General features: G+C 59.8%; 25 protein-coding genes. 10 read left to right on the plus strand and 15 right to left on the minus strand.

Annotated features, from left to right (window positions below; translation table 11 throughout):
- Positions 1-12 precede the first annotated feature (12 nt).
- Positions 13-561 carry a peptidylprolyl isomerase gene (locus ACR0KM_RS00240; RefSeq protein ID WP_480819674.1) on the minus strand — a complete coding sequence of 183 codons (549 nt, stop codon included), beginning with the start codon at positions 559-561 and terminating at the stop codon, positions 13-15.
- On the minus strand, positions 554-1,060 hold the full coding sequence (locus ACR0KM_RS00245; protein WP_480528787.1) for a peptidylprolyl isomerase: 507 nt from the start codon (positions 1,058-1,060) through the stop codon (positions 554-556). The genes ACR0KM_RS00240 and ACR0KM_RS00245 overlap by 8 nt, the downstream gene beginning before the upstream one ends.
- Before the next feature lie 135 nt (positions 1,061-1,195).
- Between ACR0KM_RS00245 and ACR0KM_RS00250 the strand changes: the two genes are divergently transcribed.
- From ACR0KM_RS00250 to ACR0KM_RS00275, 6 genes are all read left to right on the plus strand, one after another.
- Positions 1,196-2,386, plus strand: coding sequence for a phosphoglycerate kinase (locus tag ACR0KM_RS00250; protein ID WP_480857297.1), 1,191 nt, complete (start codon positions 1,196-1,198; stop codon positions 2,384-2,386).
- A 123-nt stretch (positions 2,387-2,509) separates the two neighbouring features.
- A complete protein-coding gene (locus ACR0KM_RS00255; protein WP_480528784.1) occupies positions 2,510-2,809 on the plus strand; it encodes an FtsB family cell division protein in 300 nt (99 codons plus the stop codon).
- Positions 2,810-2,982: 173 nt separating this feature from the next.
- On the plus strand, positions 2,983-3,972 hold the full coding sequence (pdhA, locus tag ACR0KM_RS00260) for a pyruvate dehydrogenase (acetyl-transferring) E1 component subunit alpha (protein ID WP_480819672.1): 990 nt from the start codon (positions 2,983-2,985) through the stop codon (positions 3,970-3,972).
- Positions 3,973-3,987: 15 nt separating this feature from the next.
- Positions 3,988-5,361: a pyruvate dehydrogenase complex E1 component subunit beta gene (locus ACR0KM_RS00265; protein WP_480857295.1), complete on the plus strand. Its 1,374-nt coding sequence runs from the start codon at positions 3,988-3,990 to the stop codon at positions 5,359-5,361.
- A 14-nt stretch (positions 5,362-5,375) separates the two neighbouring features.
- Positions 5,376-6,677, plus strand: a complete 1,302-nt coding sequence (locus tag ACR0KM_RS00270; protein ID WP_480857293.1) for a pyruvate dehydrogenase complex dihydrolipoamide acetyltransferase — start codon at positions 5,376-5,378, stop codon at positions 6,675-6,677.
- A 147-nt stretch (positions 6,678-6,824) separates the two neighbouring features.
- Positions 6,825-7,067: a hypothetical protein gene (locus ACR0KM_RS00275; protein ID WP_480857291.1), complete on the plus strand. Its 243-nt coding sequence runs from the start codon at positions 6,825-6,827 to the stop codon at positions 7,065-7,067.
- Between the two features lie 3 nt (positions 7,068-7,070).
- On the opposite strand, the gene cysE is transcribed toward ACR0KM_RS00275, so the two are convergent.
- Positions 7,071-7,880: a serine O-acetyltransferase gene (gene cysE, locus ACR0KM_RS00280; RefSeq protein ID WP_480819669.1), complete on the minus strand. Its 810-nt coding sequence runs from the start codon at positions 7,878-7,880 to the stop codon at positions 7,071-7,073.
- An 85-nt stretch (positions 7,881-7,965) separates the two neighbouring features.
- Between cysE and ACR0KM_RS00285 the strand changes: the two genes are divergently transcribed.
- Positions 7,966-8,304, plus strand: a complete 339-nt coding sequence (locus tag ACR0KM_RS00285; RefSeq protein WP_480857289.1) for a TraR/DksA family transcriptional regulator — start codon at positions 7,966-7,968, stop codon at positions 8,302-8,304.
- On the opposite strand, the gene ACR0KM_RS00290 is transcribed toward ACR0KM_RS00285, so the two are convergent.
- The 3 genes from ACR0KM_RS00290 to ACR0KM_RS00300 all read right to left on the minus strand — a co-directional run bounded on the left by ACR0KM_RS00290 (position 8,285) and on the right by ACR0KM_RS00300 (position 12,380).
- The gene (locus tag ACR0KM_RS00290; RefSeq protein WP_480857286.1) at positions 8,285-8,581 is read right to left on the minus strand and encodes a DUF7742 family protein; all 297 of its coding nucleotides are present in this window, start codon (positions 8,579-8,581) and stop codon (positions 8,285-8,287) included. The genes ACR0KM_RS00285 and ACR0KM_RS00290 overlap by 20 nt on opposite strands.
- Positions 8,582-8,588: 7 nt before the next feature.
- Positions 8,589-11,057, minus strand: coding sequence for a phage tail protein (locus tag ACR0KM_RS00295; RefSeq protein ID WP_480865446.1), 2,469 nt, complete (start codon positions 11,055-11,057; stop codon positions 8,589-8,591).
- A 435-nt stretch (positions 11,058-11,492) separates the two neighbouring features.
- Positions 11,493-12,380 (minus strand): DMT family transporter, encoded by an 888-nt coding sequence (locus ACR0KM_RS00300; protein ID WP_480819666.1) that lies wholly within the window; start codon positions 12,378-12,380, stop codon positions 11,493-11,495.
- A 321-nt stretch (positions 12,381-12,701) separates the two neighbouring features.
- Between ACR0KM_RS00300 and ACR0KM_RS00305 the strand changes: the two genes are divergently transcribed.
- Positions 12,702-13,961, plus strand: coding sequence for a DEAD/DEAH box helicase (locus tag ACR0KM_RS00305; RefSeq protein WP_480857285.1), 1,260 nt, complete (start codon positions 12,702-12,704; stop codon positions 13,959-13,961).
- Between the two features lie 65 nt (positions 13,962-14,026).
- On the opposite strand, the gene mltG is transcribed toward ACR0KM_RS00305, so the two are convergent.
- The 7 genes from mltG to fabD form a co-directional block, all read right to left on the minus strand.
- Positions 14,027-15,184, minus strand: coding sequence for an endolytic transglycosylase MltG (gene mltG / locus ACR0KM_RS00310; RefSeq protein ID WP_480857282.1), 1,158 nt, complete (start codon positions 15,182-15,184; stop codon positions 14,027-14,029).
- Positions 15,185-16,450 carry a beta-ketoacyl-ACP synthase II gene (gene fabF, locus ACR0KM_RS00315; RefSeq protein WP_480819663.1) on the minus strand — a complete coding sequence of 422 codons (1,266 nt, stop codon included), beginning with the start codon at positions 16,448-16,450 and terminating at the stop codon, positions 15,185-15,187. It lies immediately after the preceding gene.
- Between the two features lie 207 nt (positions 16,451-16,657).
- Positions 16,658-17,401 carry a 1-(5-phosphoribosyl)-5-[(5-phosphoribosylamino)methylideneamino]imidazole-4-carboxamide isomerase gene (locus ACR0KM_RS00320; protein WP_480819662.1) on the minus strand — a complete coding sequence of 248 codons (744 nt, stop codon included), beginning with the start codon at positions 17,399-17,401 and terminating at the stop codon, positions 16,658-16,660.
- Between the two features lie 125 nt (positions 17,402-17,526).
- Complete coding sequence (locus ACR0KM_RS00325) at positions 17,527-18,066, minus strand: GNAT family N-acetyltransferase (RefSeq protein WP_480857280.1); 540 nt, start codon at positions 18,064-18,066, stop codon at positions 17,527-17,529.
- Between the two features lie 140 nt (positions 18,067-18,206).
- Positions 18,207-18,440 carry an acyl carrier protein gene (locus ACR0KM_RS00330; RefSeq protein ID WP_008756330.1) on the minus strand — a complete coding sequence of 78 codons (234 nt, stop codon included), beginning with the start codon at positions 18,438-18,440 and terminating at the stop codon, positions 18,207-18,209.
- Positions 18,441-18,650: 210 nt separating this feature from the next.
- Positions 18,651-19,388, minus strand: a complete 738-nt coding sequence (gene fabG / locus ACR0KM_RS00335; protein WP_480857278.1) for a 3-oxoacyl-[acyl-carrier-protein] reductase — start codon at positions 19,386-19,388, stop codon at positions 18,651-18,653.
- A gap of 44 nt (positions 19,389-19,432) precedes the next feature.
- Positions 19,433-20,371, minus strand: coding sequence for an ACP S-malonyltransferase (gene fabD / locus ACR0KM_RS00340; RefSeq protein ID WP_480857277.1), 939 nt, complete (start codon positions 20,369-20,371; stop codon positions 19,433-19,435).
- Positions 20,372-20,543: 172 nt separating this feature from the next.
- On the opposite strand from fabD, the gene ACR0KM_RS00345 reads away from it, so the two are divergent.
- Entirely contained in the window at positions 20,544-21,773 is a 1,230-nt protein-coding gene (locus ACR0KM_RS00345; RefSeq protein ID WP_480857275.1) for a cytochrome b/b6 domain-containing protein, read from the plus strand.
- A gap of 56 nt (positions 21,774-21,829) precedes the next feature.
- Here the strand turns inward: ACR0KM_RS00345 and ACR0KM_RS00350 are convergent, their stop codons facing one another.
- Complete coding sequence (locus ACR0KM_RS00350) at positions 21,830-22,402, minus strand: YceI family protein (protein WP_480819657.1); 573 nt, start codon at positions 22,400-22,402, stop codon at positions 21,830-21,832.
- 126 nt (positions 22,403-22,528) lie between these two features.
- Positions 22,529-23,047 (minus strand): hypothetical protein, encoded by a 519-nt coding sequence (locus ACR0KM_RS00355; RefSeq protein ID WP_480857273.1) that lies wholly within the window; start codon positions 23,045-23,047, stop codon positions 22,529-22,531.
- A 270-nt stretch (positions 23,048-23,317) separates the two neighbouring features.
- Between ACR0KM_RS00355 and rpsF the strand changes: the two genes are divergently transcribed.
- On the plus strand, positions 23,318-23,671 hold the full coding sequence (gene rpsF / locus ACR0KM_RS00360; protein WP_480819655.1) for a 30S ribosomal protein S6: 354 nt from the start codon (positions 23,318-23,320) through the stop codon (positions 23,669-23,671).
- The last annotated feature ends 19 nt before the right edge of the window (positions 23,672-23,690 follow it).

Consider the following 23,690-nt stretch of genomic DNA (forward strand, 5'->3'; position numbering starts at 1 on the left):
GGCCCTGTTCGTTCATTCGGTCACAGTGACCTTTTTCATCGCATCCGGCTGGCCGATGACCGCGCCATTCGGCCCGTCGCCGCGCTTGATCGCATCGACCACATCCATCCCGTCCGTGACCTGACCGACCACTGTGTACTGGCCGTTCAGGAACGGACCCGGCGCAAACATGATGAAGAACTGCGAGTTGGCACTGTCGGGATCCTGCGCCCGCGCCATACCGACCACGCCCCGGTCATAGTTATAGTCCGAGAACTCGGCAGGCAGATCGGGACGGTCCGAGCCACCGGTGCCCGCGCGGCGCATATCCGCGCCCAGACGGCCATGTTCGACATCGCCGGTCTGCGCCATGAAACCGTCGATCACACGATGGAACACCACGCCATCATACTGCCCGGCGGCGGCCAGCGCGGTGATCTGTTCGACATGCTGCGGTGCGAGATCCTCGAACAGGTCGACGGTGACGGTGCCGTTGGCGCCCTCACCTTCGATCTCGATCTCAAGACCCGTAGCCAGCGCAGGGCTGGCCAGCAGAGCGAATGCGGCGGCCAGCTTATACATCGGCGGCCACCTTGACGCTGATCATCCGGTCGGGGCTCGCAGGCGGCTCACCGCGTACGATGGCATCCACATGCTCCATCCCGTCGATGACGCGGCCATAGACGGTGTATTGACCGTTCAGGAAGTGGTTGTCCTTGAAGTTGATAAAGAACTGCGAATTGGCCGAATCCGGGTTGGCCGAGCGTGCAGCGCCCAGCGTACCGCGATCATGGGGCAGTTTCGAGAACTCGGCCGGGACATTCGGCAGCGAGGAACCACCGGTGCCCGCCATGCGGATGTTGAACCCGTCTTCCATGTCACCATGCTGCACGTCGCCGGTCTGCGCCATGAAACCGTCGATCACACGGTGAAAAGCCACGTTGTCATACTCGCCACCACGCGCCAGTTCCTTCATGCGGGCCGAATGCTGAGGGGCCACGTCCGGCAGCAGCTCGATCACGACGTTGCCGTCCTTCAGCTCGATGATGATCGTGTTTTCGGGGTCTTTGATCTCGGCCATCTGGCCCTCCTGTCTTTGAAACTTGCGCAAATACCTAAGACGCGGGGGCGCGAATGCCAAGTGACGCATTGACCTGAAGGCAAAATGCAGGAAAAGAACCGCCTGAAACGGATGCAATGGGCAAGGATAGGCACGATGGGCTGGAAATCTCTGGACGATATGGATCTGAACGGCAAACGGGTTCTGGTGCGCGTGGATATCAACGTGCCCGTCGCGGATGGCGTGGTCACAGATGACACCCGCATCCAGCGCATTGTGCCCACCGTGCGCGATATCCTCGCTGCTGGCGGCAAGCCGATCCTGCTGGCCCATTTCGGGCGTCCCAAGGGCGAACGCATTGCTGAGATGTCCCTGAAACAACTGGTGCCCGCGCTTGAGGCGGCGTTTGCCGTTCCCGTCCGCTTTGCCGAGGATTGCGTCGGGCCTGATGCCGAAACCGCCGCCGCATCACTGGGCGATGGAGAGGTCCTGCTGCTGGAAAACACCCGCTTCCATGCCGAGGAAACCAAAAACAGCGTGCCTCTTGCAGAAGGCATGGCAAAGCTGGGCGACGTCTATTGCAACGATGCCTTCTCGGCCGCCCACCGCGCCCACAGCTCGACCGAGGCGCTGGCCCGTCTACTGCCCGCCTGTGCCGGGCGCCTAATGCAACAAGAACTCAGCGCGCTTGAGGCCGCCCTAGGCGCGCCCAAACGCCCCGTCACGGCGGTTGTAGGGGGCGCGAAAGTGTCCACCAAGCTGGACCTGCTGAGCAACCTGATTGAGAAGGTCGACTATCTGGTCATCGGTGGAGGCATGGCCAACACGTTCCTTGTTGCGCAGGGGCTGGATGTCGGCAAATCATTGGCCGAACACGCAATGACCGACACCGCCGCCGAAATCCTCGGCAAGGCTGAAGCCGCAGGCTGCACCATCGTCCTGCCCCGTGACATCGTCGTGGCTGAAGCATTCGAGGCCAACGCGCCGCATCAGGTTCTGCCCGCAGATCAATGCCCCGCCGACGCGATGATCCTCGACGCCGGTCCCGAAAGCGTCGCCGCCGTCTCCGAGGTCTTGGAGAAAAGCCAGACTCTGATCTGGAATGGCCCGCTGGGCGCGTTCGAACTCACCCCGTTCGACGCGGCCACCAACGCCGCCGCGCTGAAGGCCGCCGCGCTGACCCACGACGGCAAGCTGACGTCGGTCGCGGGTGGAGGCGATACGGTCGCCGCCCTGAACGCATCCGGCGCGGCGGCGGATTTCTCGTATATCTCGACCGCTGGTGGAGCATTCCTGGAATGGATGGAAGGCAAGACCCTGCCGGGTGTGGCCGCACTGGACCAGTAAGCCGCCCGGCGCAGCATTTTGCGCGGAGGGGGATTCACAAGCCGAATCAGCTGTGACATAGTGCGTGCAGACATCCGCAAAGGATGCGTTTCTGAGGCAGTTTGTTACACGGCGGTTGACACAGTGACCCGTTCCCATCGGCCCGGTCTGGGGGCTTTCATCTTTTTCTCGGTTGCTTTCATGCTCGGCGTCTATTTCACCTTTGCCGCCGTGCAGGGGGATTACGGCCTGTTTCGCCGTGTCGAGATTGCAGCAGAACGCACAGCGCTCTCGCATGATCTGGAACGGCTGAATTCCGAAATCGCCCGGATGGAGAACCTGACCCGCCGCCTGTCCGACACCTATCTGGATCTCGACTTGCTGGATCAGCAAGCGCGCTCGGTGCTCGGCATGATCCGCGCCGACGAAATCGTCATCCGCTGACAAGATTTTTCGACGAAAAATCTCCGCACCGTTCCGCCCATGAAACAAGCGCTGCATCCTGGAAAGATGCGCGCCCTGCCCCCGCGTCACTTTTACCCTCGCCAGATGAAGCGAAATGCCTTAGAAGATAGTTTAACGCTAAACTATCTTGCCGAAAGGGGGAGATCGCCACAATGGCTGCGCGAAAAACCACAAAGAAACCAAATGTTTCTGCGGAAGAACTGACTACATACTACCGCGAGATGCTACTGATCCGCCGATTCGAAGAAAAGGCGGGCCAGCTTTACGGTATGGGTCTGATCGGCGGGTTCTGCCACCTTTACATCGGACAAGAGGCGGTTGTCGTCGGGCTCGAGGCTGCAGCGAAAGAGGGTGATAAACGCATCACCTCCTACCGCGACCACGGTCACATGCTGGCCTGCGGGATGGACCCGGGCGGCGTGATGGCCGAACTGACCGGGCGCGAGGGCGGCTTGTCCAAGGGCAAGGGCGGCTCGATGCATATGTTCTCGAAAGAAAAGCATTTCTACGGCGGCCACGGCATCGTCGGCGCGCAGGTCCCGCTGGGTGCGGGTCTGGCCTTCGCCGACAAGTATAAGGAAAACGGTGGCGTCACCTTCACCTACTTCGGCGACGGCGCGGCCAACCAGGGTCAGGTCTACGAGACCTTCAACATGGCGGCTATCTGGGAACTGCCAGTCGTATTCGTCATCGAGAACAACCAATACGCTATGGGCACATCGCAGGCGCGTTCGACCTCGACCAAGGACATCTACCACCGCGGTGAGGCCTTCGGCATCCCCGGTGAGATCGTTAACGGCATGGATGTTCTGGCTGTCAAAGCCGCAGGCGAAAAGGCCGTGGCCCACTGCCGCGCTGGCAAGGGCCCTTATATTCTTGAGGTGAAAACCTACCGCTACCGCGGCCACTCGATGTCCGACCCGGCCAAGTACCGCACCCGCGAAGAAGTTCAGAAGGTCCGCGAACAAAGCGATCCGATCGAACACGTGCGCGAGCTGCTGCTGACCGGCAAACACGCGACCGAGGATGACCTGAAAGCGATCGACAAAGAGATCAAAGAGATCGTCAATCAGGCCGCCGAATTCTCAAAAGAAAGCCCCGAGCCTTCTGTCGAAGAGCTCTGGACCGACATTTACGCCTGAGAGGACGACTAAGACATGGCAACCGAAATTCTCATGCCCGCCCTTTCGCCCACAATGGAAGAGGGCACGCTGGCCAAATGGCTGGTCAAGGAAGGCGACACCGTATCTTCGGGCGATATCATGGCCGAGATCGAAACCGACAAAGCGACGATGGAGTTCGAAGCCGTCGATGAAGGCATCGTCGGCAAGATCCTGATCGACGAAGGCACCGAAGGGGTCAAGGTCAATACCCCCATCGCGATCCTGGTCGAAGAAGGCGAAGACGCCTCCGCCCTGCCCGCGGCTGCGCCCGCAGCCGCAGCGGTGACCGAGGCCGCCCCTGCGGCGGTTGAGGCCTCCGCTCCTGCAGCAGCAGCGCCTGCCGCGCCGGTCGTGGACCTGTCCCCCGACTGGCCCGCAGACGCCGAGATGGCGCAGCAAACGGTCCGCGAGTCTCTCCGCGACGCGATGGCAGAAGAAATGCGCAGTGATGGAGACGTTTACCTGATGGGTGAAGAAGTCGCCGAATATCAAGGCGCCTACAAAGTCTCTCAAGGTCTGCTGGATGAATTCGGTGGCAAACGCGTCATCGACACGCCCATCACCGAACATGGTTTTGCCGGTATCGCCGTCGGCTCGGCCTTTGGCGGCCTGAAACCCATCGTCGAGTTCATGACCTTCAACTTCGCCATGCAGGCGATTGACCAGATCATCAACTCCGCCGCCAAGACGCTCTATATGTCTGGCGGTCAGATGGGCTGCCCGATCGTGTTCCGTGGTCCCAACGGTGCTGCCGCCCGCGTAGCCGCGCAGCACTCCCAGGACTACGCCGCGTGGTACATGCAAATCCCCGGTCTGAAAGTTGTCATGCCCTACTCGGCAGCCGATGCTAAGGGCCTGCTGAAATCGGCGATCCGCGATCCCAACCCGGTGGTCTTCCTGGAAAACGAAATCCTCTACGGGCGGTCCTTCGACGTGCCACAAGTGGATGACTTGACCATCCCGCTGGGCAAAGCCCGCATTTGGCGAGAAGGCTCGGACGTGACGATCGTCAGCTTCGGCATCGGCATGCAATATGCTCTGGAAGCCGCCGACAAGCTGGCTGAAGACGGCATCAGCGCCGAGGTGATTGACCTGCGCACCATCCGCCCGATGGACACCGGCGCAATCATCAACTCGGTGATGAAGACCAACCGTCTGGTGACCGTCGAAGAAGGCTGGCCGCAAGGCTCGGTCGGCAGCTACATCAGCTCGGTCGTGATGCAGGAAGCGTTCGACTATCTCGATGCGCCGGTGATCAACTGCACCGGCAAGGATGTTCCGATGCCTTACGCCGCGAACCTCGAAAAGCTGGCCCTGATCACCACCGATGAGGTGATCGCCGCCGTCAAACAAGTGACCTACCGGTAAGGAGCGACAGACAGATGCCCACCGAAATTCTGATGCCCGCCCTTTCGCCCACAATGGAGGAAGGCACACTTGCCAAATGGCTGGTCAAAGAAGGCGACACCGTCTCCTCCGGCGACCTGCTGGCCGAGATCGAAACCGACAAAGCCACGATGGAGTTCGAGGCTGTTGACGAAGGCACCATCGGCAAGATCCTGATCCCCGAGGGTTCCGAAGGGGTCAAGGTCAACACTGCGATTGCGGTCCTGCTGGAGGACGGCGAAAGCGCCGATGACATTGGCACCGCACCTGCAGCAGCACCAGCGGCTGCTCCCGCAGCCGCCGCGGGTAACGAGGCTGCCACGCCAGCGGCGCCCGAGGCGCCTGCCCCTGCTCCGGCAGCACCGGCCAAGGCCGATGGTGGTCGTATCTTCGCCTCACCGCTGGCGCGTCGCATCGCGGCGCAAAAGGGCCTGGATCTGGCACAGATCACAGGCACCGGCCCGCATGGTCGCATCGTCAAAGCCGACGTCGAAGGCGCAACCGCGATCGCTCCGGCCCCCGCCGCAGCACCTGCCGCAGCCGCCCCGGCAGCCGCAGCTCCGGCTGGTCCCTCTGCGGATGCCGTGGCGAAAATGTACGAGGGTCGCGACTACGAAGAGGTCAAGCTGGACGGCATGCGCAAGACCATTGCCGCGCGCCTCAGCGAAGCGAAACAGACCATCCCGCATTTCTACCTGCGCCGCGATATCAAGCTGGACGCGCTGCTCAAGTTCCGCAGCCAGTTGAACAAGCAGTTGGAAGGCCGGGGCGTCAAGCTCAGCGTCAACGACTTCATCATCAAGGCCGTTGCCAACGCGCTGCAGCAGGTTCCCGAATGCAACGCCGTCTGGGCGGGCGACCGGGTTCTGCAACTGAAACCATCGGATGTGGCCGTCGCGGTCGCCATCGAAGGCGGTCTGTTCACCCCGGTCCTGCAGGATGCCGACACCAAGTCTCTGTCTGCGCTCTCGACCGAGATGAAAGACCTCGCCGGACGCGCCCGCGAACGCAAGCTGGCCCCGCATGAGTATCAGGGCGGCACGTTTGCGGTCTCGAACCTCGGCATGTTCGGCATCGACAATTTCGACGCCATCGTGAACCCACCGCACGCCGGTATCCTTGCGGTCGGCACCGGGCTGAAAAAACCGGTTGTGGGCGATGATGGAGAGCTGACGGTCGCCACCGTGATGTCCGTTACCATGTCGGTCGATCACCGGGTCATCGACGGCGCACTGGGGGCTCAACTGCTGCAAGCCATCGTGGAAAACCTGGAAAACCCGATGGTCATGCTGGCCTGATTAAACATCACCCGCCGGGGTCTAACCTCGGCGGGTGCTCTCACGATCACCGCCACGATGTGAGCAAGCGTGATCGTCCGTGCAGTTGCCCAAACACCCTGACTTCACCACCTTGGATGCAAACAGAATGCAATCCAAAGGTGGGCCATGCGCGTTTCTGATCTGACCAAAACCCTGCTTCTGGTGGTCCTGACTGCAACCGCAGTTCCGGCTACTGCCATCGCAAAACCAAACAGCTATCCCGGCGAGAATTCAAAGTTCAGGTCAAGCGACCCCGCCGTGATCGCGCAACAAAAGGCCGAACGTGAGCGGCGGATTGAGCTGCGCAAGCAACGTCGGGAAGAGCGAAAGCGCGCCCGGCAAGAACGACGCAACAGCCAATCAAACTAAGTGCTACTGGTCTTTCCCAAGCATGTGATCCATCGAGATTGAGGGCTGATCGCAGCCCGCCTCGCCCACGATCTTTGCCGGTATTCCCGCGACCGTCTTGCAGGCCGGCACCTCTTGCAGCACAACCGATCCTGCGGCAATGCGGCTGCAGTGCCCCACTTGGATGTTGCCCAGCACCTTGGCTCCGGCTCCGATCAGAACACCATCCCCAATTGTAGGATGGCGCTGTTCTTCTTCCTTGCCGGTCCCACCCAATGTCACCGAATGCAGCATCGAGACATTGTCCCCGACCACAGCGGTTTCACCGATCACGATCGAATGGGCATGATCAATCATGATACCTTTGCCAATCTTCGCCGCGGGATGGATGTCGATCCCGAAGATCTCAGAGGATCGCATCTGGAAGAAATAAGCCAGATCATGACGTCCCTTGCGCCACAGCCAGTGGGCCACGCGGTAGGCCTGCATGGCCTGATAACCCTTGAAATACAGGATAGGCTGCAACAAACGGTGGCACGCCGGGTCCCGCTCGTAAACGGCCATCAGGTCAGCCCGTGCCGCAGCGATCAGGGATTTGTCGTCTTCGTAAGCCTCATCCACGATTTCGCGCAGAACCATCATCGACATTTCATTCGAGCACAGCTTAGCCGAAATCCGATAAGACAAAGCGCGTTCCAGACTGCGATGATGCAGGACGCAGGCATGTACCAAGCCGCCCATCAGCGGCTCTTTCTCGACGGCGGATTGGGCTTCTGATGTGATGCGATCCCAAACCGGATCGACCGGTGTGACTTGGCTGCGCTTTTCAAACATGGCTTTTCATCCTTTGCTGCGCCTAGAATGCCATCTAGAGGTAAAAACTCCAAACGCAAACCCTTGATGCACCGCACAACAAAAAATGAACGCGAAAGATCGAAAGCATTTTGAAGATTTGATCGGTAAGCGCCTCGCCGAATTGCACGCCCAGTCCGAGAGCGGACGGCAGGCGCAGGCGGTGGTCGAATTGGATCAGCAGGCGATCGGACGTCTTAGTCGGATGGATGCCCTGCAGAACCAGGCGATGGCCAAGGCGCAGCAGGCGCGCCGAGACAGCGAGATCCTACGTCTCAAGGCCGCGTTGGCCCGTATGGCCGAAGATGAATTTGGCTACTGCGAGGATTGCGGCGAAGGCATCGCACGGGGGCGGCTAGAGCTTGATCTGGCCGCCACCAAATGCGTCAGTTGCGCCTCTGGCTAGTGTGAAACCGGATCAGGGCGCGCAGAACCATCTCAAAACACTGACAATATTGCAAATCGTCAAAACACGGTTCATCCGCAAGCCTGCGGGTGCGCGCAACACTCATCAACGCTCCGTTGCCATATAGCGGGTGCAATCGCCCGGTTGCGCGCACATGCCGGTCCGCCAGCTCGGTTTCGGAAATCATCCGGGCGCACAGGCGCCAACGCTCTGGCTGCGGCGCGGCCAACAAAGCCCGCGCCGCCGCGCTGATATCGCCGTGTAACACTGGACGCATGAGCGCCTTAGCCCACTACAAACCGGGCAGCCGGCCCCGGTCCATAGGCGGCCGAGACCTGTGCCACTGCAATCTCATAAGCTCCGCTCAGGCCATCATCGGCCTGCATCGCCGATGTGTAGGACCATGCGGGCGTCGAGACCACCACCTCTCTTACCAGCCTACCTTCGGTTAGGATACGGACCAGATAGGTTTCGCTTTCTTCGGCCACGGGGACCTCAAGGCCGTCCCAACCGTCCCCATCAATGCGCGTACGTCTGATCCATGTGAACGCGTCCCCCGAGCCTGACGATGACACACGCAAATGCACGGGCGCATAAGGCCTCAACCCGTTGCCGTCGAACGCCTCGACCAGATGCACATAGGCCGCATCCTCGTAACCGCGCGTCGCGGGACCTATGCGATAGTGCTTGGCTATACGCCGCTCGGTACGCTGCAGACTGGTCTGATACACACGTTCGTCCAACAAGACAAAACTCGAGCCTTCAGGCCAAACATCCGGCATCAAAGCGTCGGTCCCCAATTGGCCGCGCAGACGCCCCGACAAGTGATAGATACCTGCTTCCTCGAGGTTGGCATCAGAGAACTGGAACAGCTCCCAATTACCGGGTGTGCCGTCCCCGATGGCGGCCAAATTGGCCCCGCTGAGCAACGCCGCGCGTGGGCGCGACTCGAGCAGACCATCGATCAGGTTGACCCGCAGCGCTGGACCTTCATCCCAAATTCCGGCACTCGCACGCCGCAGCGGTGTCTCGGTAAAGCCAATCACGGCCTGACCAGCGATCACCTCTTGCAGGTTATAGTCCTCATCCTGCGCAGCGGCGTAGATGGCTACGTTGCCGGGCCAAGGATCGGCGGTGGTCGCCAGATACGGCGCATGGGGTTCCTCTGACCCCGTGATCAGAGGCAGATCCATGAACACTGGCAAGACCGGAACCGGCGCTGCGAAGGGTTGCGCCGTTACACCATCATCCTGCACGTCTGCATGCGCATAGACGCCCGGCTCGATCCGAACCGCATCGGCCAACTGCATTTCGGCGTGCTCCATACGGTCGATCCGATACAACGCGCCCATGTCTTGCCCAGCGCCCGTCAAGCTTACGACATCCCCTGCGCCCACATGCGACAGCGACGGCGGCAGCGAAAATCTGGCCGTCTCGCGGGCAATGCGCGACTCGCTCAACCATCGTTCGACCGTTTGCCGCCCCTCCGCTCGCGTCATCGACAGCTGCATCTCGTTCACTGCGACCGCATGCGTCCTGTCGTCTGGCAGAACCGCCTCTTCGGCAACCACGTCATGATTGGCATCCGACTGGACAAATCGCAGGCGCACGCGGCCTGTCATCTCGGCCTCGGCCTCCCGGCGATATTCAACCGATCCCTCAATATCTGCGCTGATGGCGATTTGGTCCGGGTCAAGCACATGCGCACGCCGCCCATCGCGTGTGCGAAACACCAGCACCCCGTCGCGTTCAATCGCGTCGAACCCAAATCGCAGCATCAGCGGCTGCAGGGCCTGGCGCGCGTTCATGACGTCTTCGACTGCATAACCGCGAACAACACCGTAGAGCGCCGAGACATCAATATCCGTCACGCCGGCCCCATGGCAGATTTCGGTCACCACCGAAGCCAGCGTCCGTGACCCGGATCGCCCGTTCAGCCAATGCCCACGCGCATAGTTGTCACCATCAGCCCATTGTGACCGCAAGTTAGGGAAGGTTGGATAGGGCCGCGCATCCCAGGCCCAGACATAGGCGTTCGACATATCGACCATTGGACCGCCGTAAATCTCGGACACCGGGTTGATCTGCGGATCCCCCCAATACCCAAGCATCGCCCGAAGATATTGAACCGAAATAAAGTCGTCTCGCATCCCATTCGAATACTTCGGCAATTCCGATTCCGAAGACTTGGGATCCAGAAACTTATTGGGCTGGTTGGTCCCCTTGTCTACCGCAGCACAGCCCAGTTCATCCACCCAGGCCGCATCGAACTGCGGCCCGCGCAGCCCCTCGGGATCATGCGCCGAAAACGCCTGCGCCTCGGCCCCGTTGGGCCAGACCAGCTTGCGTTCCGATGCCTTCCACACGGGCCGCCGATCCGGCGGCGAACACTGCAAAATCCCGCTATCGCCAAAGATCATCACGTCGCGCACCTGATCGAATGTCTCACCGACCAAGGCCACCCGACACGCCTCACCCTTATCCAACGGCAAAGACCCCTCGACCACAGACCGTACCCATTCAGCCCCGGCCCGCGTCTTGCCCGCGCCGCGTCCACCCATGATCACCCATGACCGCCAGTCGCCCTCGGGCGGCAACTGATGCGGCAGCGCCCAGAACTCGAACAGAAAAGGGAGGGCGCACAGCCCTCCCTCCCCGATCTCACTCAGAAACCTGTCCTGCACCGCAGCAGGCGCGGAGGCGAGCCAGCCTGCACCCGATCTCAGATCGTGCCCGATCAAGGTCGAGCGCATAGCCCCCTTGGGCAATTCCGGCTTGTCTGTGATGTTGTTCGACAAAGCTTGTCTCCACTTTCTGACAACTGCGGATCAGCCCCTCTAGCTGACCCAGTTGCTTGCCTGTTCCGGCAAGGTCTGCATCCTCCCCGGCTGTGATCTGTTTTCGCAGTTCTTCCGCTGCCTGACGCAGATCGCGAATGGATCGTTCAAGCGACTGCAACAAATCAGCCGTCTGAGAAATCCGCTCTTCCGGGGTAATCAAAGTCATGTTTGGCTTTTGACCTCATGCGTGAGTTTTCTCCGCACGAGAGAAACGAAAAACGGCCACCGGGTCGCCCCGGGGCCGTCGCCCACTTCTTCTAGCATGACATAAGGTGTACGCGATTAAGTGCGCAAAGTCAATGTGTTACGCAACATACACGCAACACCCAGCGTCCGATCCGTTTACGATCAGCTCCGCATCACCTCTAGAAAAGCGGCACTTACGATCAGCGCTGCACCGGCAAACTCTCGCATCCCAAAGGGTTCGCCAGAAAAGGCCGCAGCCGAGATCAAACCCACCACGACCTCGCTCATCAGCAGCAGGCCTACGCGCGCCGGAGTCAACTTTGTTGCGGGCCAAATCGTAAGGAAGAACATTGGCAAGGTGTAGAGGACCGACAACAACGCTACCGGCCCGACGCCGATAAAAATCTCTCCGACCCTCTCGGGTGATCCCAGGCTAACGGCAAACGGCAGACTGAGCAGCGACAAGGCCAGAGCCCCGGACAGGAAGGCAAAAACCTGCCCGGAAACCGATATACCGGATGCCCGATACAGCCCCATGGACCCCAAAGCCCAGGTCATGCCCGAGATCAGGGCCAGCCAGTCCCCGATATTGCGCGGCCATGGAACCCCCTGCTCTCCACCGAGCACAATGAACATGCCGCCCAGACCACATAGCAAGCCAAGACCCCGGGCCGCGCCAAGGCGTTCGCCCAGGAACAACATGCCCAGGATCGTTCCCCAGACCGGTGTCAGATAGAACAGCAGGATTGATCGGACGACGTCCGTATAGACGAGACTGATGGTGAACAAGCTAAACGCTGCACCGGTGAACATCCCGCTATAGACCAGCTTGCGCCAGTCTCTCAGAAGCGCTCGCCTCTCTCGCATCAGGAAGGGCGTCAACACGATCAAAGCTGCAGTATACATGACGATCCCCGGCCATGGACCGCTCAGCCCTTGGTCGACGAAATACCGAACCGGAATCCAGTACAACCCCCACATCATCCCACCGATGACAAGGGCGATGCTGGCCGTCCTCAAATCCGAACTCTGCAGGGCTCTGAACGTCATGATCTATCCCTAAATCGCTCTGAACCCCTATCTGGCAAACGCGCAATTTGCGCAAGCGTTTCGCTACGCGACGCTTGACAATCCCGGCCGCAAAGCGCATGTGCCCCTCAAGCAGCGCTGAAGCGTGAGCATCGGCGGGTTCGCCCCGCCCTTACAGCGCCCGATTCACCCCAGTTCCCCATCACGCAGGGTTCTTGACGCGACGGCCGGATAAGGCAGGAACCGCCTGCTTGTCCTGAGGTCTCGCACAACCCCTGCCGGTCGCGGATGCGGCCCATTTCGCCCCCTGCGCCGACGCAAGGGGCCACAAAGGATAGTTATTTGTTCGACTTCGACATGCTCGGCCTCGCGCCCGCGCTCAATGACGCGCTGAAACGCGCCAATTTCACTCAGCCCACCCCAATTCAGAACCAGGCGATCCCGCTGGCCCTGAACGGGCACGATATCCTTGGGCTCGCGCAAACCGGCACGGGCAAGACGCTGGCTTTCGGCCTGCCCTTGATTGATCACCTGCTGGCCCAGCCCGGCAAGCCCGACCCCAAAACCGCCAAGGCGCTGATCCTTGCGCCCACCCGCGAACTGGTTAACCAGATCGCCGACAGCCTGCGCAACCTCACCAAAAAGACCAAACTGCGCGTTGCCACCGTGGTCGGCGGTCAGTCGATCAACAAGCAGATCATGTTCCTGTCGCGCGGCACTGATATCCTGGTGGCGACACCGGGCCGCCTGATCGACCTGATGGAACGCAAGGCCGTTGACCTGAGCTCGGTCCGCCATCTGGTACTGGACGAGGCTGACCAAATGCTGGACATGGGGTTCATCCACGCCCTGCGCCGCATCGCGCCTGAACTGGGTACACCGCGCCAGACCATGCTGTTCTCGGCTACCATGCCGAAACAGATGGAAGAACTCAGCCGCGCTTACCTAACCAACCCGCAACGCGTGCAGGTCTCGCCCCCCGGCAAAGCCGCGGACAAGATCACCCAGTCGATCCATTTTGTTGACAAGCCCGGCAAACCGGCGAAGCTGCGCGAAATTCTGTCAACCGACCCCGATGCGCTGACACTGGTCTTTTCCCGCACCAAACACGGGGCCGAAAAGCTGATGAAAGGCCTCGTGGCTGATGGCTATAACGCGGCCTCAATCCACGGCAACAAAAGCCAGGGTCAACGAGATCGCGCGATCAAGGCCTTTCGCGACGGCGAGATCAGCATTCTTGTCGCCACGGACGTTGCCGCGCGCGGTATCGATATCCCCGGTGTGGCATATGTGATCAACTACGACTTGCCCGAGGTGCCCGATAACTACGTCCATCGCATCGGCCGCACCGCACGCGCAGGGCGTGAGGGCGAAGCCATCGCGTTCTGCTCGGCCGAAGAAGTCGATCTGCTGCGCCAGATTCAAAAGCTGATGAAGATCGAAATTCCGACGGCGAGCGGTGAAATGCCCGAAGCGATCACCCCGGCCAAACCCGCCCGGCGTCAGGGAAATCGTCGTCGTGGACCAAAACCGCAAAACTCCGGCGCGCCCAAACCCGGTGGCCAGAAACGCCGCCGTCCGCGGCGCTCGAAAGCGGCCTGAGCAAAAAAACGAGCGGCCTGATGATCCATCAGGCCGCTATTACAAGCTCACCAAGACGGGCTGCGTCAGTTGCCCGAGTTTCGCTCGGCCTCAATCTCGCGCCATTTGGCGACGTTGCGATTGTGCTCCTGAAGTGTTTCAGCGAAGGCGTGCCCACCGGTTCCATCTGCAACGAAGAAGATGAAATCTGTACTTGCCGGAGCAACCGCAGCCTCAAGGCTGGCCATGCCCGGATTGGCAATCGGCGTGGGCGGAAGCCCGTCGATCACGTAAGTATTCCAAGGCGTTACACGGCGCAGTTCGCTGCGGCGCAGGCCACGGCCAAGTGTGCCTTGGCCTTTGGTAACACCATAGATTACCGTCGGGTCCGTTTGCAACTTCATACCCTGATTCAGGCGATTGACGAACACACTGGCCACCTGACCGCGTTCATCCGGGACACCGGTCTCTTTTTCGATGATCGAGGCCAGGATCAACATCTCTTCGGGGCTGCTCAAGGGCAAGCCGTCCTGCCGCCCCTCCCAAGCCGCATTAATCCTTAGCTGCTGTTTTTCCTTCATATCTGCAAGAATCGCGTTGCGATCCGCACCCGGCGTGACCTCGTAGCTGTCAGGCGCAAGCATCCCCTCAGCCGGTAGATCGGCAACCTCACCGGTCAGCAAATCCATCGCTTTGAGCGACTCTACAACCTGCCAGCTGGTAACGCCTTCCGCCAAAGAAATGCGATAGCGTGTGTCCGCCTCCCCGCGTTTTTCTTCATAGACTGCAGGGGCGTCTTCCTCACCGATCACAAAAGATGCGACCTCATCAAAGTCCAGTGTGGCGGGATTAAGCTCGCGCACCCGTGTTTGCATCCGGGTGACACCAATGCGGTATTCAATTTCGGTCCCACAGGTACTGGCACCGCTGCGGGTGACCTCATCGATGATCTGCTCCATCGACGCACCTTCGCGCACCAGAAAGCTTCCGGCTTTCAGCTGTTGGGATTTATCGGCATAGTCTGCGGCCAATCTGAAGATAAGCCCGCTGCTGATCGCCCCCTGATCTTCCAACTCCTGACTCACGCGGGTCATGTTGGAACCGGGCCTGACCTGCAGACAAATTGCAGTTTCAAGCGGGCCCTCGGACGTGTATTGAGACTGCCCCCATACGACGACGCCGCCCAACAGGAACAGCCCAACGACCAATACGGTCAGCGCGTTCGACGCCAAGGCCCGCCACATTTAGCTGGCCTTTCCGAAGATCACGCTCGCGTTTGTGCCGCCAAAGCCAAAGGAATTTGACAGCGCAACATTTATTTCACGCTCACGCTTGGCATTCGGCGCCAGATCAATCGGCGTCTCGACAGCCGGGTTATCAAGGTTGATCGTCGGCGGGGCCACCTGATCGCGGATTGCAAGGATCGAGAAGATCGCCTCAATCGCGCCCGCTGCGCCCAACAGATGCCCTGTCGCGGATTTGGTCGAACTCATGGTGGCGTTTCCGGCGTGATCCCCCAGCAAACGCTCGACCGCACCCAACTCAATCGTATCCGCCATGGTCGAGGTGCCATGAGCGTTGATATAGTCCAGATCTTTGGGCTCCAGCCCAGCGCTGCGCAGCGCAGCTTTCATCGAACGCTCGGCCCCGTCGCCGTCCTCAGAGGGCGCAGTGATGTGATATGCATCGCCCGACATGCCGTAGCCCAGCACTTCAGCGTAGATCTTTGCTCCACGCGCCTTGGCATGCTCATAATCCTCAAGAACCACGATACCCGCACCCTCGCCCATGACAAAGCCGTCACGGTCAATATCGTAGGGGCGGCTCGCTTTTTTCGGATCGTCGGCATATTTCGTCGACAGCGCCTTACATGAGTTGAAACCGGCAATGCCGATCTCGCAGATACAGCCCTCGCCACCACCTGCGATCATCACATCCGCATCGCCCGAGCGGATGATCCGGCTGGCATCTCCAATCGCATGCGCACCCGTAGAACAGGCAGTCACGACCGAGTGGTTGGGACCTTTGAATCCAAAGCGGATCGAAACCTGACCCGAGGCCAGATTGATCAGAGCGCCGGGAATAAAGAAGGGCGACACCCGGCGCGGACCTTTGTCGCGGATCAGGTTCGCGGTCTCGGCAATCGATCCCAGACCACCAATACCCGAACCGATCAATACGCCTGTGCGCAGACGGTCTTCTTCATCCTCGGGCAGCCAATTCGCATCCTTGCATGCCATCTCGGCAGCAGCGATCGAATAAAGGATAAAGTCCTCGATCTTGCGCTGCTCTTTCGGCGGCATCCAATCATCGGGGTTGAATGTTCCGTCGGTACCGTCTCCGCGCGGCACTTCGCAGGCATAGGTCGTGGTCACGCCACTGCCTTCGGCATCAAACAGCGTGATGGGGCCCGCGCCGGACTCACCGTCCAGCAGACGCGACCAGGTTTCCTCAACCCCACTGGCCAGGGGAGTGACCAATCCCAGACCGGTTACAACGACTCTGCGCATGAAGTGCCTCTTGCCTGCTTCCTGTTATGAGAACCGCTCATACCCCGGCCCGGGGTGCGGGGGCAAGAGCAACGGCGGATTCTGATCCGGCAACGCACCAGCGCCCGGATTTTTGCCAACGGATCATCATCAGTGATTGCCTATGGCTGCACGAAAGAACCCGCCCGGCATCTCTGCGGCGGGCGGGTTCAATTGCCAAAAGACAGCTTACTGAAATTCTGCGACCGGTTCGTGCGCAGTTTTCGCGACCTCCAGCGCCGCGCTCAGGTCCACGGTCTTGCGGAACAACGCACGGCCGACAATCGCGCCCGAGATGTTGGGAATGTAGGCCAGCCGCGAGATATCGTCGACGGTCCGCACGACACCGCTGGCGATGATCGGAGTGCGTGACTTCTCGGCCAGACCAGAAATCAGACCCAGCTGCGCCTCGACATCTTCCATGTCGCTGTCGATATCGGTGACCAGAATCGCAGCGAAAGGCGTCTCTGCGAAGGCTTCGATGAAAGCGTCGGGCGTAAACGCACTTTGGCTGCGCCAACCTTCGGTCATCACCTGCCCCTGCCACACATCCACGGCCAACACGATCTGATCGGGATAAAGCTTGGCCAGTTCCTTCACCAGTTGCGGATCCCAGGCAGCCAGCGTGCCGATCACGATTCGCCCCGCGCCTTTGTTGATCCAGTACTCGACCTGTTCGCGATTGCGCAAACCGCCAGCCAATTGCACCGGCATCTCCGCCGAGCGAATGATCTCTTCCACCAGCGCCGCGTTGGTATCACGCCCTTCAATCGCGTCAAAATCGGTCAGATGCATCCATTCGGCACCTGCCGCCGACCAGCTGCGCGCAGTCTCCACCGGATCCACGTGCCAGATCATCGCGTCCTCAAGACGGCCCTTGTCCAGAGTGACACAACGACCGTTCTGCAGCTCCATCGTAGGGTAAATTCTCATGTGCCTTTTCCTCCGCCCAGACAAATGGAAGTTCGACATTACCATATCACTTTGGTAACGCCCATCACTTCTCAGGATCGGCACAGTTCATGCATTTTGCGGCATCGCAGCAATAAAAGCCGCGTTCAAAACCTTGCAGGCGGACCATCACGTCGAAACAGATGCACTGCGGTATCGCGGTATTCGGTCTCACGCAGAAGCTTGTATCCCAGCTTCTCAGCCAACCGGCGTGACGCTGTGTGCCCGGCGTCGATCAACGCGACCAGAGGGCCGGGTATGACACGATCAAACCAGTCATGTGCCGCGTGCGCGGCCTCATGACCATAGCCCTGGCCCTGCATGTCTGTCATCAAAACCCAACCCGCTTCGGGGAAGCCGTCAAAGTCTTCTCCCAAGGCGCGATTACCATAGAAGAACCCGGCTTGACCGATCAATTTGCGATTCGATTGCAGCATGACGCCCCATTGCCCGAAACCGGTCATCTGCCAGTGCCCGGCGTTGCGCAAAAACTTGTCCCAAGCTTCGCCGCGGCTCAGCGGAGTGCCACCGATATGCCGCACCACATCCGGATCGCCCCAAATCTCGGCGAACCGGTTGAAATCCTCGGGGCGCATCGCACACAGGGTCAGACGCGCCGTATTGATCATCGGGGTGGATCTTATCATGCCCTTGCCCGCTCGATAACTTGCCTCGGGGGTCAGAGTGCGGAGCGTAACCCCCTTGGGGCAAGCCCGAATTTCATCAGCGCATAAAAAACGGCGCCTCCGTTGCCCGGAAGCGCCGCTTTTGTCTCAGAACGATAAGCTTAGGAAGCTTCGCTGATGAATTTGACGGCGTCGCCAAAGGTCTGGATGGTCTCGGCTGCGTCATCAGGGATTTCGATGCCGAACTCTTCTTCAAACGCCATTACCAGCTCAACTGTGTCCAGGCTGTCTGCGCCCAGATCGTCGATGAACGAGGCGTTTTCAGCAACCTTGTCCTCTTCAACACCCAGGTGCTCAACAACGATCTTCTTAACGCGATCTGCGACGTCGCTCATGTCTATTCCTCATTTCAATTTCAGGGCGGTTCGCCCGGTTCTGCCCTTGCCCGTTCGGGGTGGACTGGTTTTGCCCGTTCCGGGCGGTTTGGGTCCCGGGTCCCCGGGAAATCAGAGAACCGGCCTTCCGACCGGTCCCTGCGCATACGCGCCGCCTATAGCACAGACAACGCGTAAGGCAAACGCTTTCGCATCCGCCCCGAATTGCGATCACAACATGGCCATGCCGCCATTCACATGCAAGGTGCTTCCGGTCACATAGCCTGCTTCGGGGCTGGCCAGATACAACACAGCAGCGGCGATTTCCTGCGGATCACCCATGCGCCCTGCAGGAACCTTCTGCAGCAGACCCTTCTTTTGCTCGTCCGTCAGCTTCTCGGTCATGGCCGTAGTGATAAAGCCCGGAGCCACCGCATTTACGGTAATCCCACGCGTCGCAACCTCATGCGCCAGTGCCTTCGAAAACCCGATCATACCGGCCTTGGACGCAGCATAGTTCGCCTGCCCCGGATTCCCGATTGCCGCCACCACAGACGAGATATTCACGATCCGCCCCCAGCGCGCCTTCATCATGCCCCGGATCACGCCTTTGCACAGTTTCATGGTCGCGGTCATGTTCACGTCAATGACGCTCTGCCATTCCTCATCGGACATGCGCATGAACAGGTTGTCCCGCGTGATGCCAGCGTTGTTGACCAGAATGTCGACCGATCCCATCGCCTCAGCCGCCTGTTTCGGCAGCGCCTCGACGGCCTCCGGGTCGCTCAGATTACACGGCAACACATGCGCGCGCTCTCCGAGGCTCTCAGCAAGCGCCTGCAACGGCTCTACACGTGTTCCGGAAAGGCCGACGGTCGCGCCTGCCTCATACAAAGCACGGGCAATATCGCCACCGATACCCCCCGAGGCACCCGTGATAAGCGCGTTCTTACCTGTTAAGTCAAACATTTAGCATTCCTCTCTGGCCGCCGAAACCGGCGACTGTCCTTCGTTTACGCGCCGGGATTAACGGCTTTTTGTACATCATCAGGCGACCCGACCGCCGTGCACGTCAGCGCACGGTCGATCTTGCGGATCATCCCAGACAGAGCCTTGCCCGCGCCGATCTCCCACGCCTCAGTCACGCCCTGCGCGACCATGTACTGCACGCTTTCGCGCCACCGGACCGACCCGGTGACCTGTTCGACCAGCAACTGGCGGATCACATCCGGATCAGTCACAGCCTCGGCGCGCACATTGGCGATCAGCGGCACGGCAGGTGCCTTGATTTCAACAGCAGACAAAGCTTCTGCCATCACATCTGCCGCAGGCTGCATCAGCGCACAGTGAAATGGAGCACTTACCGGCAACATAACCGCGCGTTTGGCGCCTTTTTCCTTCGCAATCTCGGCGGCACGCTCTACGGCGGCCTTCGCGCCCGACACCACGACCTGTGTTGGGTCGTTGTCATTGGCGGCCTGACAGACCTCACCCTGCGCGGCCTCTTCGGCCACGGCGCGTACGGCTTCAAGATCAAGACCCAGAATAGCCGCCATCGCGCCCTCACCCACCGGCACGGCGCTCTGCATTGCCTGTCCACGGGTCCGCAGCAGCCGTGCGGTGTCAGCGACCGACAAAGCCCCGGCAGCGGCCAAGGCAGAGTACTCACCCAGCGAATGCCCTGCCACATATGACGCCATCGAGATCGATGCCCCCTCGGCCTCAAGCGCGCGCATCGCCGCCATCGAGGTCGCCATCAGCGCCGGTTGCGCATTCTGTGTCAGGGTCAGATCCGCGATCTCGCCGTCCCAGATCAGATCGCTCAGCTTCTCACCCAAAGCCTCATCGACCTCATCAAAAACGGCGCGGGCTGCGGGATAGGCATCGGCCAGAGCCTTGCCCATTCCGATGGTCTGGGCACCCTGCCCGGGGAAAACAAACGCGCGTGTCATAAGTGCCTCTTGCGTGACGTCAGGTTTCGGCGGGGTGTAAACTGACAAACGGCGCGGCACAAGCATTGCCTGCGTTCTGCATCAGGACACCCTTACTGTGCATTTCTCCGCCTTGTGTCGGCACACCAGCACTTTAGGTTGTCCCCAACATGATAACGCAGAGAGTCACGCAATGTCCCTGACGAACACCCGATCGAGCTATGGTGGCATAACCAAGGCATTTCACTGGCTGACTGCCCTGCTGATCCTGGCCGCCATTCCGCTGGGTTGGTTCGCAAACGAACTGGCCCATGCGATCTACAACCCGGATGTCGCAACCACCGAGGATGACATCGCACGCGCCGCTCGGCTTTTCTCGTTGCACAAGACCATCGGTGTCGCCGTGTTCTTCGTCGCTTTGGCCCGAATCCTGTGGGCTATGACACAGACCAAACCCGGCCTGCTCAACGCAGATAACAAGCCCGAGGCTTTTGCCGCCGAAACCGTGCACTGGCTTCTCTACGGGTCACTTGTGGTGGTTCCGCTCAGCGGTTGGATCCACCACGCAGCAGCAGATGGTTTCGCGCCAATCCTGTGGCCGTTTGGCCAAAATCTGCCGCTGGTTCCAAAATCCGCGCTTCTGGCTGAACTCACGGCCAGCCTGCACTGGTTGTTCGTCTGGATACTGGGCGGGTCACTGGTTCTGCATATCGCGGGCGCAATGAAGCACCATGTCGTGGACAAGGACAGCACCCTACGCCGTATGCTGCCCGGCCAAGCAAATGCGCCCGAGCCGCCAGCACAACACCACTCGGCACTGCCTGCTTTCGCTGCGTTGGTGATCTGGGCCGCAGTGCTGGTTGGTGGCTGGAGCACCGGCATCTTCGACGATCACTCCAAAGCCACGCTGGACACCGCCGAGCTGGACGAGGTTCAATCCGAATGGGAGGTCGAGGATGGCACGCTCTCGATCACGATCTCCCAGCTGGGCAGCCCCGTCACCGGACAGTTCCGGGATTGGACCGCCGCGATCACGTTCCAAGATCCTGCAGATACTGGGCTGGCGGGATCAGTCGATGTAACGATCGCCATTGCCTCGCTCAGCCTGGGCACCGTCAGTGACCAGGCGATGGGCGCGGACTTCTTTAACAGCGCTCAATTCCCTACGGCCAATTTCAAGGCCGATCTGTTCAAAACGGAAACCGGATACGAAGCCCGCGGCCCGCTCACCATCCGCGACAAATCCGTCGAGGTCACCCTACCTTTCGATCTGGAACTGGTGGATGATCGGGCCACCATGTCCGGCGGGCTTTCGCTCAACCGCATGGATTTCGACGTTGGAACGTCACAGCCCACCGAAGACTCGCTTGGCTTTACCGTCGACGTCGATGTCGAACTAACAGCCGAGCGAGACGAAGAATAAAAAAACCGCCGGGGCGTTCAACCCCGGCGGTCTTTGTTGCGTCTATCGAATAGGGTTTATTCGGCCTTCTGTGCTTCGACCGAAATCTGTACCTGAACCTCATCGCTTACGAACGGAGCAAACTGACCCAAATCGAAATCGCTGCGCACCAAAGTTGTGGTTGCATCGAAACCGGCCCAGGGCTTGCCTGCCATCGGATGCTCACCCACCTGGTTCAGCTTGGCGTCCAGAACCACCGACTTGGTCACGCCGTTCATCGTCAGATCACCAGTGATGTTGGCGGTGTCCTCGCCAGTCACTTCAATGCTGGTCGAGGTAAAGCTGATCAGATCGCCTTCGGTCACGCCAAAGAAATCCTCGGTCATAAAGTGATCTTCGCGCGGTTTCCAGCCGGTGAACATCTCGACCACCGGCATTGATACGGTCACGCTGGAAGCGGCTGGGTTTTCCTGATCGAACATGATCTCGCCTTCAAAGCCCGAAAACATGCCATAGGTGGTCGAAAAACCAAGGTGATTGTAGTTGAAGATCACCTGGCTGTGGCTTGGGTCCAATACGTATTTTTCAGCGCTGGCGAAGGCGGTCGTGGCAGATACAGCCAGAGCGGCGGCGAGAAGGGTGGATTTCATAACAATCTCCGCAAAGTTGGTTTTGCAAACCGGGTGGGTTGCTCATGAAATAAAATGTGCCGCCCAAGGGCGGCAGACAAGTTTTTTTGATTCACAAACTCTGTTCCTATTTGAACAGAATAGAATTCAGGCGAAAATTGTTACGTTTTGGCTCAGTTGCCCTTTCAGCGCTGCGCCGACATCCGCCGATTCCAAAGGCAGCTTCATCAGCAGGCTGCCATCCACGTCGAACAATTCGACCTGATTATCGGCAAAACGTGCACCGCCCAGCGAGTCGTAGCTGCGGCGCAGGACCGTCTGCGGGCGGCCATTTTCGTTCTTTTGCAGGATACGCACTTCGCGGCGGATCGGGTCAAAATAAGCGTCGGGGCGCGCGTCCATCACCTGAATGGTCAGCAGGCTGACACCCACGATCAGCATCATCAGCGACGCCACCAGTTTCAGCGGCCAGACCTCGGCGCTCATGACTGAGCCGGGCATGAGCCACATCGAAAAAGCCGAGAGGATCAGAAACGCGCCAGCGACACGCAGCAGTACCATCCGGGCACGCCAGTTCGGAGCAAACGTAATCAGAACGGGAACGGATTTATCGAACACTGCGCCGGGCGCTGTCTTTTCAAAAGTATTTGTTTGCATGACGGCCATTGTCTTGCCCTGTCTATGGTTTCTCAATCATCCGGGTGTTCCCGACTTGTGGAACAACCTCGCCGCGAAAAAAGTCAGGAATTGGGCGCGTCAGAGGAAATTGGGCGACTTCACAAAGGCATCTGTGGCGGGGCTTGCCCCGTCCGCTCAAACGTGTATACGGGGCCATCCTTCGCAGGAGTTATGAATCGCGCAGCCTCTCGTGGCAGGGTCGCGAAGGACCATATGGCCCCGCCTTTGAAATGCGCCTTGATATAAACAGGAGTGCACATGCCACTGTATGAGCATGTAATGATCGCGCGTCAGGATCTGTCCAACGCGCAGGCAGAAAGCCTTGTCGAACATTTCGGCACCGTTCTGGCTGACAACGGCGGCAACGTCGTCGACAGCGAGTACTGGGGCGTCAAGACAATGGCTTACAAGATCAACAAGAACCGCAAAGGCCACTATGCCTTCCTGAAAACCGATGCCCCCTCGGGTGCGGTTCAGGAAATGGAGCGCCTAATGCGCCTGCATGAAGACGTCATGCGCGTTCTGACCATCAAGGTCGACGAGCATGCCGAGGGCCCCTCGGTCCAGATGCAGAAGCGCGATGAGCGCGAAGGCCGCCGCGAGCGCCGCTGATCAACGCCTGACGAAAGGA

The sequence above is a fragment of the Ruegeria sp. G10 genome, from assembly GCF_056533645.1.